Origin of the sequence: Orrella daihaiensis, assembly GCF_022811525.1 — a bacterium.
Taxonomy (GTDB): Bacteria; Pseudomonadota; Gammaproteobacteria; order Burkholderiales; family Burkholderiaceae_B; genus Algicoccus; species Algicoccus daihaiensis.
Window position 1 is genome coordinate 73,840 of sequence record NZ_CP063982.1, and the last position, 16,063, is coordinate 89,902.

The window sequence follows — 16,063 nt, forward strand, 5'->3', positions numbered from 1 at the left end:
TCGGGTAATCACGCAAGAAACGTGAAATCCTGAGCATCTAACGCCCCAGTTATACCAGTCATGTTAATGACCGCATCGACATCTGCAATACCACCCACGTTGTCATTAATTATTAATAGTCGGTCAACTCCCGCATAGGCCGTTGTTAACGTAACATCGTAAATTTGTGCGGTTGAACTCGAAGAGGCCGCCTCTGTACCAGAAATCGCGCTTTGGATTTGCGCGAAAATATCGTTGATGTTATTAACTGTGACTGATCCACCCGCAATCGTCACTGCCGTCACGTTAGCGGTGCTCGATGCCGTAAAGGTGATCCCGGCGCCAAATGCATCAGCTCCAAGACCGAGATTTATCGAGTCACCCGAAGATTGACCAGCGCCATCAAAGTCAGTAATTGCGTCAACATTGCTCCAATCACTGTTCAGACCATTGTAATCATCTCCCTTGGTATGGCTGTTAGTTCCAATAACGAAAGTATCACTTCCCGCACCACCAGTCATCACATCCGCACCGGCGTTTCCAATGATCATGTCGTCACCGGCACCGCCGGTGATTATGTCGTCCGCAAAGCCCCCGGCATATGTACCATTCCCATTTGTTACCCCTGCGCCATTAATGGCGACAGCAGCCAAAGACTGAGATGCATTAACCGATCGAGAGTTGCTGTCATTGCCTGTAACGGTTGCCGTTGCACCGGTTTCTGTAGCTACTAGTGTGACTTCGTCTGACCCAATGACTGCGATTGCCACAGTTGAGCTTGCCGCATCGTGAGTGATGACGTCCGCACCAACGCCAGCATCCGTAATGACATTGTTACCAGCCCCCGCGTTAATGACATCCGCACCTGAACCACCACTGATAGTGTCGTTACCTGTGCCGCCATTGATCGAATCATCGCCCTGCCCACCAGCAAGATCATCATTACCTGCTCCACCTCTGATGGTGTCGTTCCCATCTAATCCGATGAGGGTATCATTCCCCTCAGCACCTGTCAGAGAATCATCACCATCGCCACCCGTAATGGAGTCATTACCATTCCCACCACGAATTATGTCGTTGAGGTCACCCCCAACTGCAGTTCGATCTCCCCCATCTGCTAGAGTAACGTCGAGAGCCACATTAGATTTATCTATGGTCAGCTGAACACCACTATCGTTCTTGATTGATATGACTGTATTTGTTGAGCCGAGTTGCGTAACTGTGAGGTCTGCAGTCGAACCTGCTGCTAAGGTCAGCCCAGTGAAACCACTCGTGAGATCTATCGCCTGAAGTGTGCCGCTGTAATCCATAATCTTGATTACATCTGCACCATTACCGAAATCGGTAATCAGGTCCTTATCAGTTGATATGCTGGCGCCATCAGTAAATTCGAACACATCATTGCCAGAGCCTCCAGTCAACTCATCCGCACCTGCCCCGCCCCGGATGGTGTCATTACCAACACCACCAAGAATTGTATCCCTACCAAAGCCACCTCTGATCTCATCGTCACCAGTACCACCGATTACCACATCGTTCCCTTCAAGTGACGTTGCGAACATACCGCTATCACCCAAAACGATGTAATCGCTTAAATCAGACCCACCCACTTCCTCAAAATTCTGAAGACTATCTCTCACCATCGCAATGGTAGAGGCACTAGCAGACGCAGCAAGATATCCTGCAGTACCTGCAGCCAAGTCTAAACCTGCTACACCTGCTCCACCACCGATGACCACACCACCACCCATGGCTGTCGCGATATCAGCTGCAGTTACCGCTGCACTGGACAAGTTAATGGCCATACCTGCAATACCCGTCAGGCCATGTGATGTATGACTTGTGACGTCCTTGTATGAGACTCTGTCAGTCCCGGCGCCTCCGTCCAAGTTATCAGCACCGGCTCCACCGGCAACCCAGTCATTCCCACCGCCGCCTTCGAGTGAGTCGTTACCTTGACCACCCGTAATTGAAAGGTTGTTAGTAACGTCACTTCCAACGGACAGGGTGTTATTACCCGTCGCTTGAGAAAAATCGAATGTTTCCACCACTGGCATTCGAATGACAGTGACATTGAATAAGTTGTCAATGTAAAATCCGGCGTCAAAACTATTAGTCCCACTACCAGTTACTCGCACGGTCTCGATAGAACCAGAGGGCAAAACAAAGTCATTCAAAATGACATGATTAGTGCCAGTCGTGTCTATAGTTAGCGTTTCAACCGCAGACTGGCTGTTGATGTAGGTCTCGTCGGTTGGAGACCCTGCATTTGAGAGAGCCACCTGTAACGTATCGGTCGTGCCAGTAACCAAACCATCTTGAATACCAATGTTGTACATCGTCTCCTTCGAGGAGTCCTTCACACCGTAGACGGTAGACAATAAACCCTTAGAAATTGTCACCGCGTTCGGGACACTGTCGTTATTCGCAATCCACGCCTGCCCAACGTTTGTCCAGTTTTCGGCATCGACAGTGACCGTACCGCCACTGGTATTTACAAAGTCAAACTCAAGGTACCCAACGTTGGAAAGCGTTGGTGCAACTGTCGGCGTGGTGCTTTCGATGTCAACATTGACACGCGAATAATTGGAAATACTATCGCCTGTCTGAAAGGTTCCATTTGGGGACTGTGCAATCACACCCGATACGATCGCCCCGTCCGAATTACCACTTAGCGTGTCTACTCCATTCGTTAGGCTGACATTCTGCGGACTGGGTGTAACCACAGGATCGGGGGCCGGGGAGTTATCGACAGGTGTTTCCACCACTTCAGGCTCTTCTACTGGATTGAGCTGTCGGAAGAGTGATTCACGAGCCACTCCCACGGATGCTGGATCAGTCGTCACATCATTAAAAGCATTTTGGATGACTTGCCCATCATTCGTACCTAGCTCGCTTGCCAGATACTTTGATATGTCCACTTTATTGCGCAACAGGGCTGTGTCATTCGGATTAATGCCAGCACCGCCACCAAATGCCAGGGCACCGATCAGATAAGCCACGTCAGTAAATGGTATTTGCCCGGTAACGATCTTTCCGCTCCAGAACGCAAGCCCATCAGGATCTGCATCTCGAGAAAACAAGTTTTGGTAGAGGCGATTGACTTGCTGTTCAGGTGTTAGATTTTGATAGATTGCTTCATATTCAGATGATTCACTCATCCAATCAACGATTTTTTTGATGGCAAGTGCATCTTCGCCGCTGTACAGCATAAGTGCCTCTAGAGCGCTCGTCCAATGCTCAAAGCCTTTAGCATCTGCAGCGCGTCCGAACAGCGCAATATAGAGAAAGGAAATGGTGTCACTTATTCCAGCGTTTCTAGTTTCCATCAAGTTTCCATCAAAAGTGATCCTGGTGGATCTTAAATAAAGCTCGCTTGAGCCAACTCAGGTGATTCCGACATCACAGTCTTTCTGCGAGAGGACGTGAGAGAACCGCGGTTTTCAACGTGTTTTGCTAGACCATACCAAGACTGGCGGTCAGAAACCTCTCACAACCTCTCACACCAAAGGCTAGATTGGCGATTTGGCGATTGAGCTACCTACTTTTGCGACCGTCACGATGCGCAAAGGTTCAGGTTACCTCACATGATTTTGGGTAGCGCAACAATCAGAATGTTTGCAACTTGTTGTGTTCGCGGCCAATGTCTATGCCGGTACAACGACTGCTATTTAGCCGCAGTCAGCACGAAATTCCCATGCCTCTGGAATCAAGATTCATTTGGAGCCCGTATCCATAAAAATACTCAACGTCCCTCATAAAATTTCAACAGCCGATCCAATTCCGCTATCGATTGCCTCGCTTTATCCAACAGCGCCTTTGAGCAATACGCGGAGTAACCTTTGCGCCCCATCAGATCGATACCCAAATGTTGCGCAAGCACTTTTTTACAGTCAACCGATTGCGTCGGCGGGCGTTTGCCTAGAATCGCCAGCAAGAACCCCTCAAAACAAAGCGTAGATCCCATCCTGAATCACAAAGCTGCCATCGAAATGTTGTTCGAAGACGCCGATGAGGTTGACTTTGACGCCTTCACCTTCAAGAACCTGCATGCAGTTTTGTCGCAAGAGTTGATGCGTGACCCAACCACCTGTGGCCGCTTGCGTCAGCGATTGGGAGAAATCTCCAGTACCGTGTTTTATCCGCTGGCGCTACCGCAGGTAATTGAGGACTGTTTTTCGTTGTTGTTGGCCAAGGCAGCCGCGATCCCGGACCCATTTGAGCAAGCGTTCTTTCTGATGGTGCAGTTACGGTACCTTCAGCCATTTGAAAACGTCAATAAATGTGTCTCGCGCATCGGTACCAACATACCGCTCTACAAACACAACCTGTGTCCCCTGTCCTTTGTTGACGTACCAGAGCAAGCTTATGTCGAAGCAACGCTCGGCGTGTATGAACTCAATCAGGTCGAATTGCTACGCGATGTGTTCGTCTGGGCCTATGAAGGTTCATGCCAACGATACCCGGCGATTACGCAAACGATGGTGGAACGCGGTCCAATAAAAATCAAGTATCGAGAGGCGCTGATTCAGGCGGTGCAGACCATTGTCAGGGGACTAGAACAACCCACCCCTGCAGTCATTGAGCAAGTGGCGAAAGAGCATGTCCCTGGACTCGATCGAGAAGCCTTCCGTGAAATGCTCGTGCAAGCGCTACGCAACTACATGAGGGCAGTATTGCCCGCTTCCGACTGCGGCGCTCAGAGTACAGCGCATGGCAACACGGACAAACTCTACCCTAAGATGAACAAAACGTCGGTATTTGTCAATATTTACCGACGTTTTGTTTAATAAGGTAAAAGTGAACTCTTTTCACCCCGCCGTCTGCGCAATTGCTGACATCGCCGCATTGGCCGCTTCTCTCAAAGTGTCATGGCTTAAGTGTGCATATCGTTGTGTGGTCTTGATCTGCGTATGGCCCAGCAATTTCTGAACCTCATATAGAGATCGACCGGCGTTCACCAGAAAGCTGGCAAACGAGTGACGCAGGTCATGAATGCGCACATCGGCCAGACCGGCTTCGGTGCGAGCGGTGTCCCAGGAGTAGAAGATCGAGATAAATGGTTTGCCTGTTTTAGGGTTCGGAAACAGGTAGTCAATACCGGAAGTCTTTGGGATTTCATTTAGCAGTGAGACCACAGCATCAGAGATCGGCACGTGTCTGGGCTTACCAGCTTTTGTGATGGGTATGGTCCAGAGCATACGAGCCATGTCGAAATCGGCCCATTTGCAATCAAGCACCTCGCGTTTGCGTGCCCCCGTGAGAATCAACATGCGGATGATGTACTGCAACAATCCGTTGTCGCTGCGTGCAACGCAGTCAAGCAGACGTCGGGTTTCTTCAGGCGACAAGAAGCGTTCCTTTTGATTGTCGAGTTTGTAGAGCGTCACTTCTTTGGTGGGATTCTCGGTTACCCCAGGCTCTCCCCAGCGTTTAGCCAAGTTAAATGCGTAACGAATCAACACCAGGCAACGATTGCAGGTGCCTAGTGCGTAACCTTTTTCTCGCATGCTGTGCTGAAACTTGATCAGATCAGTTGGCTTGACCTCATCCATGTACTTGCGCCCAATGGCTGGCAGGATGTGATTACGCAGATAAGAATCATCGGCTGGCCACGCACGCTTGTACGTTTTGATGTGCGGCAAGTAGCTCTCAACCATGAAGGCCTCAACGGTGCGAACCTCCCTAAGTGTTTTCTTTTCTTCGGCAGGATCGCGCCCCAACGCAATCTCCGCACGCTTGGCATCAGCTAGTTGGCGTGCTTGAGCCAACGTGACATCACGCTGATCGGCTATACGCAACTGGCGAATGCGGCCACGCTTATCGCTGTATCGCAGATAGTAAGTTTTGCCGCCCGATGCTCTGATTTCCAACATCAGCCCTTTGCAACCGATATCGAAAATATCTTCCTTGGCTTTGCCTGGCGGGCAAACGGCTGTTTGTACGAATCTGGCACTTAATATCATCTTAGCCATGGGGTGGGCTCCTTATTAACTACTTCTATCTCTGGTACGCTCTTATGAGACGCCCACTGCGGCCCCTTTTCGATACAACAGGAGATAGAATTTGGGCATTCTGATCGCATGAAATACCCATATCAACTAAATAGTTTTTATCTCTCGCCATGCTGGTATCGATAGTTATAATTTAAGTATTTTTTAGGACAAAATATAAAAAAATAGAGAAAATTCTCCAATTTAATCAAATAGTTAATTCAGTAAACTTAATCTTAACTATCGTGTTTTTAGGACACTAAATTGTAAATAGGTATATCGTGGGTTTCTATCCGTGTGTCCACGGAATCAATGCTCTCCTTAAGGAATATCTAGGGCAAAACTAACCTTAGATACTTGTTCGCTCACTACAGGTGTGGATACTCAGACAGCAACAACATTTATCGGTCTCGTAAACGGCGCCAGTGGTAACACCTTCACTCCCTTGGACACCCTAACTGGTGAGAAATCTGTAGCAACGCTGAATACCCTAAAGTTGGTTGATCAGGACTCGGCATTAGCTACAGCCGACATTACTCCAGTTGGTGCGAGCCTCACCAACATTGGTAGTTTAGAAATTGTGGCTCAGACTTCAGTAGGCGCATTGAGTACTGCTGGCTCGCTGTTCTCCGGTGTCACCAAAGTCACTCTTGATAACGCTGGTGCTTTGACTGGTTTCACCGCTGGTGCTGGCCAAGACGTGGTTGCGACAAACTCAGCCCAAGGCGCTAACAACGTTGCTTATAACGGTGGTAACAACGTGACTATTAATACGACCGATGTCACAACCGGTACAACAACCATCGGTGGTACCACGGCGGCGGCGGGTGATGTTGTGCTTAACATCGGCAGTGATACAGCCGGCACTGTTGGTGCCGTCACGATTACCGGTGGCGATACAGTTGTGGTCAACTCGACTACAAGCAATGCTGTTAACACCACGGTTGTACAGGCTGGCGTGACTGTTACCGGGAATGCGAGCACAACAGAAGTCACTGTTAATCAGGCGGCTACCGTGACTGCTTCCACTACTGTGGCTGGTGCAACCGCTGGTGCAGTAAAAATTGACGACGTCAATGCTGCCTCTAATACAAAGGGTGGCGTCATCACAACAGTGACACTTGATAACTTTGGCGCCGCCACGATCAACTCTGGTGCTTTATCAACGCTCAATTTGTCGGGTAAGGGTACGTCTGCTGCAGTCACACTCGGTGCATTGACCACGCCGAATGTAGCCATATTCAACTTGAATGTTGACGGCTTGACCACAACTGCTGCCGTGACAGTACCGACAGCAACCACATTGAATGTGACATCAACGGGTGATGACAGCACGGTTGCTTCTCTAGTTGCTGCCGCAGCTAAGACCATCAACTTTGCAGGTGATGCTAGCTTTACCGCGACCGCTCAAACGATTGGTGCCGCGACAGCCATTAATGTCACTGGCGCTGGCGGTGTCTCGCTTGGTAGCGCGCTAGGTACTGGCGTGGCATTCACTGGTGGCGAAGGTGATGATTCGGTTTCCATCGCTGCAACAACAAAAGCCATCAAAATGGGTGGTGGTGATGACGTTGTGACCATCTCAACTACCACGTTGGGGTCTGGTGGTTCAGTAGATGGCGGTGCTGGCACTAATACGATCGTTGCCAACACGAACGGTTCGTCTTTAAGCGCAGAGCCGGCATTTACAAACTTCCAGACACTGCGTGTTGCCGGTGGCGCCGCAGCTGGTACACATAACGCTAATGGCTTCACGGCTCTTGAAGTGGGGGCTTTAAATGGCGCCGTGGTATTTAGCAACGTAGCTGCTGATGTCGGATTGACGGTCTTGGCAGATACAAATGCTCAAACAACTTACACACTGGCGAATGCAACCGGTAAAGCTGACTCATTGAGCCTGACACTGTCTTCTGCAGCCGCCATTAATGCAAATACAATTGTTGCTGCTGGAATTGAGTCAGTCGATATCACAACCGTCGATACAAACTCAACAGCACACACGGATACGCTAACTCTAACGGCAGCTTCTGCAACAACGATCACCGTTTCAGGTAATGCTGGTTTAAATTTGACTGCAACGGGTTCGACTAAAGTCACGACCTTTGATGCGAGTGGTGTTCAAGGTGATGCTGATGACGCTGCGCAGTTAGCAGTTACTTACGTTTCTCTTAACACGACGGTTGGTGCTCAAGTAGCAATCACAGGCGGTTCTGGTAATGATGCTTTGACAGGCACTTCGGTTGCTCTAGACACGATTGACGGTGGTGCGGGTGATGATATCCTGACCTGGAACGGCGCTGCTGATGTATTTACGGGTGGTGACGGGAACGACACTTTTGTTAATGCAGCCAACACTCTTGGTACGGCTACAATTCATCTGACCATCACAGACGCAACCGCCGGCGATAAGATCAGCACGGCTGCAATTGACAACGGGACTGCAACATTTAATCAGACAGCAGTTAGTCTTGGTGGCGCAGCAACGTTTGCTCAGTACTTGGACGCTGCTGCGGCTGGGAACGGTGCAACTAACTCGATTAACAGTTACTTTGTTTTCGAAGGAAACACATATCTCGTCACGGATAACACTGCAGGAGCAACATTCACTGCGACTGACTCGGTCATGATGTTGTCAGGGATTGTAGATTTGTCAGACTCCACGATTGCGGCCGGGGTTATTACGATCGTCTAATGGGAATAATCCATCAGTCTGCCAGACTCGATTTGCTCAGGCGGGTTGAGTCTGGTTGCAATAATTTCTTTGGATGATATGTCATACCACCCACTCGGCACCGTGGGTGTAGTACTTAACCCCACTGCTCTCCTAGGCGGTGGGGTTTTTTCATGCCATGCTCAGACATCAAATCAATCTCATACCAAACTCACCCGACGACGTGATTACGCCGACTCCGGAAAACACCCGGGGATTCAGCTGGTGGTCAGTCGTACTATCTACAAACTCGGCACACATAAATCGTGCACGGCCTGTGTTGACGACACTTTCCAGTGCTATTGCTTTCTTTTGTACGTCGGAGCACTGATCAATACCGCCTATGACCTCGCGCGAAAGATAAGACAATCGACTCATTAGATTCACTTCACGCATGGCTGCTCGGGCTTCTGCAATGGGAGTCTTGTAATTGGGGTCGTCTGACCCACTGCCGTGCGCTTTATCCAAAAGTTCACGTCCCCGCTGTTTCTGCCACGCCCACGTAGGGCGTGGACAAGAAATGAATCTGAGCAGGAATTGTGTGGCGCGATTCCAAGACTAGTTCGCGTGCATCCTCTGTAATGGTTGAGGCGCGTAGCTCAACCAGTCGGGATAGCAGCATGTAATCGCGATCGCTGATATCGAATGTGACTGTTTGCATGGGCAGGCTCTCATCATATCTCGCCACGCGTGCATCCTTACATTGCAGCAAATACTCTCCGTTACCACCAACGCCCTCGGCTGCGACTTTGAACCTTACGGGAACACAATCGCTATGCAACGGGTGCGCAATAGGGACGCGGCCATGACCTAAAGGGCTTGCACAAAATAACAAGTTTCGTTTAGTATTTCCCGCATTTGATCAGCGATATGTCCTAGGGCGGCTATGTTGGGTGGGAGTGCAAGTATGTTGTGGGCGCGTGTGTTGATGCATCTGACCACCTCAGTTAATGAGGAGGTGCTCACTCAGAACCAGATGCTGACGCTTCAGGTGCAAGAGCTCAAGCGACTGCTCGGTGGTCGTCTCCGGTACTCGGTATCTTTCAAGATGCAGATGGCCAGACTGGGACGCAAGCTAACGGCAGCGGCTCTTGAAAGGGCATGTATCGCAATACGCCCTAACACGGTGCTGGGTTGGTTTAGCAAGCTGGTCAAGCAAAAGTATGACCACTCAGAAAAGCGCCAGCCTGGCAGACCACGGATTCGGGCCGAGGTTGAGCAACTGATTGTTCGGCTTGCAATAGAGAATCCTCGCTGGGGTCCAAAGCGAATTGTTGGCATGCTCGATCACCTGGGTATCAAAGTGTGCACGCAGACGGTGGTCAATGTATTGAAACGCCATGGCATCAGACCTGGCCCCGCACCTGGCAAGGGACGTGGCATGACATGGAACGAGTTTATTGCTGTACACAAAGCCTTGATCGTGGCCACTGATTTCTTTACCGCTGAGGTCCTAACGTTAAGAGGGCTTGTGACCTATTACGTCCTTTTCTTCATTGACCTCGATACCCGAATAGTGAGGATTGCTGGGATCACCCGAAATCCAAATGAAATGTGGATGGTACGAATGGCCCGCAACCTGACCATGGATGATGAACCACTATTTATAGGCAAGAAGTACTTGATCCATGATGGAGATACCAAATTCTGTGAACAGTACAAACGTATACTTCGAGATGCTGGCATCAAGTGCAAGAAGACCTTGCCATATTGCCCAGACATGAATGCCTATGCGGAGAGGTGGATAAGGTCTATCCGTAGCGAGTGTTTGGACCATGTCATCTTGCTGGGCGAGGGTTCACTCAGAAGAGCAGTCAGCCAATACGTTGAACACTACAATGCCGAGCGTCCACACCAGGGCATGGACAATCAAGTGCTGTCTGCCCAAGACAACCGCGAGTCAGTTGATCAAGACCAACACCAAAATACTCAAGCCGCTGCAAACAAAGACATCGCCGGTCTAGTCATTGAACGCAAAGAGCGGCTCGGTGGTCTGTTAGCGACGTACAAAAGGAAGCAGTAAGGCTGGAAAATGGCGTCAATGCTGACAATGCGAGGTTTTTAGGTGACGAGTTTTTAGATAGTACGCCACGTAGCCAAATTCCCAGTTCACGACCGCCCAGCGACTGGGTTGCACCATATCCAGCTGAACCGCCTGCCACGTCAAACCTCGGATGCTGTCTGGTTGTGATTGTTCGAGATCGCCGTCGATTTCGTCGGGTGAATTTGGTGTTAAGTAAATTCGGTGTTTCAGCATAGCTAACTGTAACTTGGCTGACTGCCGACTCTCAACTGCCTGATCCTATGTTTGTGGTGTTTGTGATGCTCTTCGTCACGCTCTCGGTTTTGTTCAGTGTCAGATTGCCAACACCAAAGAAAAAACCCCACCAGCTTGTGGCCAGTGGGGCTGAATAACTAACCCACGGTGTTTTGTGGGGTAGGCGTTGGGCTTTTAAGCGAATACGAAGTTACCTGCTGCCAAGTTTCCAGTGTCCCCGTCCAACAAAATTGCCATATCTGACGCAGCTTCCCACGCACCGTCCTTATTGGCATCGATAAAGACAAAGGTGTGATCAGTACCAGACTTTTGGAATACTACGCCAGTCTGCACACCGCTGTTGGTAAAGAATGACGCAGCGTTTGCAGCAGATATGCTGAAGGTACTGTTGAGACCTGAATCGGTCAAGGTAGCCTTGCTCGTAGCAGCTACTGTAGCTTCAGCACCCGTAAAGCCCAAAAAGGAGACGTCAATTTTGTCTTCAATCGAGTTATCAGCCTTCAGCGCAGAGAACCCATCAACCATATCCCAAGCGGCACCCGTTGAATCTGACTGCGCCTCGTAGTTCAAAATTGAGACCTTATCAGCTGTAGTGTTAAGGTAAATGGTGTCTGCCGCACTATTACCCTGAACGATAGATCCATCGACACCGTTTGCCCGTAGCGTATCAGCCGCACTTCCGCCAAGTATCAACGTTGCGTTAGTGCTCGCGTCCGCGTTGGTCATAATAAATTTACCGGTCATTTCAGACGCATCAATCAGTCCGACAACAGTAGAGTTGGTAAAGGCCGTCACTGTCAACTGATTTGCGCCAGTGAAATTTATCGATGTTGCTTTAGCAGCTGTCAGAGCGTCGATTGTATTTGCGATTGAAGAGATACCCGACGTTGCAGTAGTGCTTGAATCAATATTGATCGTCTGCACGTTGTCAACCACGATCACACCCGTGACTACGTTTGCCTTGCCAGCCAAGTTGATGTCAAGAACGTTGTTGATCGAACCGGGATCAGTCGCGCCCTTAACGTTGACAGTCAACTGTTGAACTGCATCCGCGCCAGAGAAATCAACAGATGCACCCTTTGCTAGGTTATTCGCAACAGCAGCAGCACGCAATTCACCGCTAACCCTCAGTTCTCCGATGGTGTTGTTAGCCTCGAGAGTCGCGAGCTCGTATGTGCCGCCTCCCCCGACTAGATCAACCACTTCAAAACTACTGAACTGCTTGCCGGTAGTTGCATTAACCAAGTCACCATAGGCGTAGTTCAGAACGTCAGTACCTTCACCGCCGTTAAAAGTAGCACCAGCAGCGATTTTTGCTGCGGTTTCAAGCAAGGTGATTTTCAGGGTGTCGTTCCCGTCACCTAAATTCACTGAAGTCTCTTTTGTAACGCCGGCACCAGCATTTGCATAAGACAGGGTTACAGTATCCGCACCTGAGCCGGTTGCAATCACCACCTTTGCCACAGCCGAGTTTAGCCCCAACTTGCCAGTCGCTGCGGTACCGTCAATGTTTGTGACGTTTGCGATCGTATCCGTAACAGTCAAGTTTCCATCTCCGGAAATTGTCAGGTTCTTCGCATCAGTTCCAAAATCTAGAGTCTTGATCTTGTTAGTACCAACAGCTGAAATCGCAAATGTTTCAACACCACCACCTGCGGACCCATCGTCTGCACTAATGACACCCGCGTCGGCCGATCCCGATGTGACGATGTTGACCACATTATCTGTACCTTCGAGCAATTCGGCATTAAATACTACCGTCGTTAGCTCAGCTGGTCCTCCGGTCACATTTTTCAATCCGACAGTTGCAAGCGACTGGACATTGGTGACTACCAAATCTTTTGTACTTGCGTTATTCCAAATTTGTTGTGCTCCGGACACGTTGAGGAAATTCACGCCCGTAGTATCAACGATCGACTGAAGGTAGAAATTCTGCACATTCGATACAGTCATTGGCGCCATCGTTGCTGCGCCAAGATAAATATCAAATTCGTTCGTTCCACCACCACCATTGATACGATCACCTGCCTGAATCGTCGTTTCAGCAGCGGTCGCTCCCGTTTGACCAATGAACGTGTCACCGTTCGAGCCACCCGTGATAACATCGATGCCAGTAGTGAGCGTATAAGTCGTGCCGGCGTTAACTTCGGCGTCGAGCTCGGCTTCTTTTGCGTCAACCGAAGCTTGCGTGTCGTCGATACCAACAAACGCGGTTTGAGCCAAAGCAAAGTCGTTCGAAGCCAAGTCGAGCGAGAAGTACTTAGCAATCGTGACCTTGTTGTTTACCAGAGCAACGTCATCCTGGTTTACGTTGGGGTTACCCTCGCCAGCGAAAGCCGTGTTCACGATGCTGTAAGCAACGGTTGCGAAAGAAACACCCTGATTAACGATCAGGTTTTCCCAGTATTCCAAACCGGCATCGTCAGCATCACGGTTGAGCGTGTTCACGTAAAACTTATTGATGGCCTCTGCGGGTGTCAGACCACCGTAGTTCGAAACGAACTCGGGGGAATTGGCGAAAGCCGTGCCGATTTCTTCGACAGTTGCACCGTTAGCGAGTGCCTGAACCCAGTGGCCCATGCCTTCGGCGTCAGGCGCGCGGCCGAAGAAGGTAATGTAAAGCTCAGAAACTTGGTTCTGCATTTCAACTGTCACGACTGACATATGTTTCTCCTAGATCTCAGGTAAGGTAGGCACCAGGGTCTGGCCCCTTATAGCCATCCCTATTGACTGCATTCTAACTGTGGCGGTTATCACGTATGTGATATGCGTCACAAAATGGTACTATTTCATATGGGTGTTGCATATAGCCCACATTATTTAGTTCATAAAACTCTTCTGAAAGCCTTGTGGCAGTAGAGCTCGGAGCGCACTGTATACCTTATGACCCCGTTCGTCAACGGTTTTTACCCTCATCGGTAGAGATGCCCTATGTCTATTAGCGTATCGCTTTTGAATTCCTTGCCTTTTTTTCAAGGGCTCGATGACTCTCAAAAAGAAGAGTTTTGCGGCGCTGCGACATTGCGCAGCTTCAAATCAGGCACACAGATCGGTCGGGCGGGCGAAATACACGATGCCATTGCTTATGTCATCTCGGGGCAGCTGCAGTGCAAAGAACTCGCCGACGATGGCCGTGTGGTCAGCCTCTCGGTCATGGGACCTGGGGCCTGGGTAGGGTGGCTTGCCATCGTAGACCAAGGCTATGTGAGTGAAGAAATCCTTTGCTTAACGACCTGCCAGCTGATGACCTTTCCCACGCGCCAATTAAAGACGCTCGTACAAACAAACGCTGTTTTGTTAAACCGATTTCTAGGATTGGCAGCCACCAATATTAAGGCCGCCCGTGCGGAGCGCATGATGCTGACCCTGCCCAACGCCTTTCAGCGTATATGCTTTCAAATTAGCAACCTTTCTGGCGAGTTTGATCCCGAGACGCTAGAGCGCATCAGCGCACTGCCGCGCCAGCAAGAACTCGCAAGTGCTGCCAACACCAGCCGGGAAACAGTCTCGCGCACACTGCAATTACTGATCAAAGCTGGTGTGATCCACAAAACAGGTCACCGGGTTGTGGTCAGACGGCTAGACCTCTTAAAACGTCTGGCCTATGACGGCCCCGAATCGTTGCTGCCGGCCGAGACCCAACCCACCAAAACACCCGAAACCATCGGCTAAGCAGTCGACCTTGATCCGCTGGTCGCGCTGCGCTCTTTGAGTCTGTAGCTATAGCAATCGAGCAATCGGTTAACCTCTTGGGTCATGACAGGCTTCAAACGATGCCTCAACCTAGTTGCGCACGCTGGTGACTCATCAGGTTTTGCGAGCCGCCAAGCCACGCTGCCAGGTTGTTCGACACTCGTTATTCGACACTCTCTTGGCAACTAGACCATGACCACTGATTTTTATCGTCAGTTTGAGGATCGGTTTCGGACCTCACGCGAGAACATCAAACTGCGCCTGGCGTTTTATCAACCGCTACTGCAGTCACTACAGGCACTGCCCACACCGAGGCGCGCACTTGATCTGGGGTGCGGTCGTGGAGAATGGCTGGAATTGCTAGTGCAGGCAGGATTCGAGGCCAATGGCGTCGATCTTGATGCTGGCATGCTACAAGCTTGCGAGCAACTGAACCTGCCTGCCAAGCAAGGCGACGCCTTATCCCTACTCAAGCAAACCCCAGATAACAGCCTCGCGCTGGTGTCAGCGTTTCATATGGTTGAGCATATTCCTTTTGAGATGCTGCTTGAACTGGTACGCGAAGCTCGTCGTGTGCTGGTGCCCGGCGGTGTTTTGCTGATGGAAACGCCTAATCCAGAGAACTTATCCGTAGGCACTTCAAACTTTTATTTAGACCCCACCCACAGCAAACCTATTCCGCATGCCTTGCTTGCATTTGTGACTGAACACGCCGGATTTGCAGCCCATCAAATCCTTCGGGTGAACCAACCATTTGATCTACACCCGGATGATCGGGTGCTATTAAGCGACCTGGTGTTTGGGGCTAGCCCCGACTATGCCGTTGCCGCTGTGAAGGGCGGCAACGATGAGGCCCTTGCGCGGTTCAAGTCTGTATGGCCCAGTGACCCGGGCGCAGCACTCGATGCAATTGCTTACCGATACGACGATCAACTCACCCGCCAGTTAGCCCAGCTTGATCGGGGGCTATCGCGAGTGACGCATTTTGGGAATGGGTTGTATGGGCATATCGAAGAGCTACGTAGCCTGAATGCCCAACTTGCGCAAAGAGTCAGCGATCTGGAAACCCGCCTGCTTGCCCAGCAAGCCAAAGGGTTGCGCTGGTATGCCTTGCGGCCGTTGCGCATCGCCAAACGTTTTTATTTGGGACTAAGACAGGAAGGTATCCGCGGCATTTGGCAGCCAGTGGCCCAGTACCTAAACGCGAGCCCGCATCGGCGCAACCGAGCATTGAAACTATTGCGGCGGTGGCGCTTACACCGTATCAGCGCCGCGTTATTTAACCCGGCTCAGATACGGCAACGTATCGCCGAACAAGCGCCCCCGCCAGCCATTGAAGCCTTGCCACCCTCAAGCCGGGCGATCGATACGCTAGTGACCGCCAAACTCTATACCCACTTCGAGGAATAA

Annotated in this window: 10 protein-coding genes; 5 read left to right on the top strand and 5 right to left on the bottom strand. The window is 50.4% G+C overall.

Annotated elements, in window-relative coordinates:
- Nucleotides 1-8 precede the first annotated feature (8 nt).
- Complete coding sequence (locus tag DHf2319_RS00285) at nucleotides 9-3,308, bottom strand: DUF4214 domain-containing protein (protein ID WP_243478823.1); 3,300 nt, start codon at nucleotides 3,306-3,308, stop codon at nucleotides 9-11.
- A gap of 588 nt (nucleotides 3,309-3,896) precedes the next feature.
- On the opposite strand from DHf2319_RS00285, the gene DHf2319_RS00290 reads away from it, so the two are divergent.
- Nucleotides 3,897-4,769: a Fic family protein gene (locus DHf2319_RS00290; RefSeq protein WP_243478824.1), complete on the top strand. Its 873-nt coding sequence runs from the start codon at nucleotides 3,897-3,899 to the stop codon at nucleotides 4,767-4,769.
- Between the two features lie 21 nt (nucleotides 4,770-4,790).
- Here DHf2319_RS00290 and DHf2319_RS00295 read toward each other — a convergent pair whose 3' ends face one another.
- Entirely contained in the window at nucleotides 4,791-5,954 is a 1,164-nt protein-coding gene (locus DHf2319_RS00295; RefSeq protein ID WP_243478825.1) for a site-specific integrase, read from the bottom strand.
- 463 nt (nucleotides 5,955-6,417) lie between these two features.
- On the opposite strand from DHf2319_RS00295, the gene DHf2319_RS00300 reads away from it, so the two are divergent.
- On the top strand, nucleotides 6,418-8,664 hold the full coding sequence (locus tag DHf2319_RS00300) for a beta strand repeat-containing protein (protein ID WP_243478826.1): 2,247 nt from the start codon (nucleotides 6,418-6,420) through the stop codon (nucleotides 8,662-8,664).
- Between the two features lie 168 nt (nucleotides 8,665-8,832).
- Here DHf2319_RS00300 and DHf2319_RS00305 read toward each other — a convergent pair whose 3' ends face one another.
- Nucleotides 8,833-9,150 (bottom strand): hypothetical protein, encoded by a 318-nt coding sequence (locus DHf2319_RS00305; RefSeq protein ID WP_243478827.1) that lies wholly within the window; start codon nucleotides 9,148-9,150, stop codon nucleotides 8,833-8,835.
- 4 nt (nucleotides 9,151-9,154) lie between these two features.
- Entirely contained in the window at nucleotides 9,155-9,343 is a 189-nt protein-coding gene (locus DHf2319_RS00310; RefSeq protein ID WP_243478828.1) for a hypothetical protein, read from the bottom strand.
- A 246-nt stretch (nucleotides 9,344-9,589) separates the two neighbouring features.
- Between DHf2319_RS00310 and DHf2319_RS00315 the strand changes: the two genes are divergently transcribed.
- Nucleotides 9,590-10,705 (top strand): integrase core domain-containing protein, encoded by a 1,116-nt coding sequence (locus DHf2319_RS00315; protein WP_243478829.1) that lies wholly within the window; start codon nucleotides 9,590-9,592, stop codon nucleotides 10,703-10,705.
- A 429-nt stretch (nucleotides 10,706-11,134) separates the two neighbouring features.
- Here DHf2319_RS00315 and DHf2319_RS00320 read toward each other — a convergent pair whose 3' ends face one another.
- Entirely contained in the window at nucleotides 11,135-13,624 is a 2,490-nt protein-coding gene (locus DHf2319_RS00320; protein WP_243478830.1) for a DUF4214 domain-containing protein, read from the bottom strand.
- A gap of 267 nt (nucleotides 13,625-13,891) precedes the next feature.
- Here DHf2319_RS00320 and DHf2319_RS00325 point away from each other — a divergent pair, with 267 nt between their 5' ends.
- Entirely contained in the window at nucleotides 13,892-14,632 is a 741-nt protein-coding gene (locus tag DHf2319_RS00325; protein ID WP_243478831.1) for a Crp/Fnr family transcriptional regulator, read from the top strand.
- A 213-nt stretch (nucleotides 14,633-14,845) separates the two neighbouring features.
- Nucleotides 14,846-16,063, top strand: a complete 1,218-nt coding sequence (locus DHf2319_RS00330; protein WP_243478832.1) for a class I SAM-dependent methyltransferase — start codon at nucleotides 14,846-14,848, stop codon at nucleotides 16,061-16,063.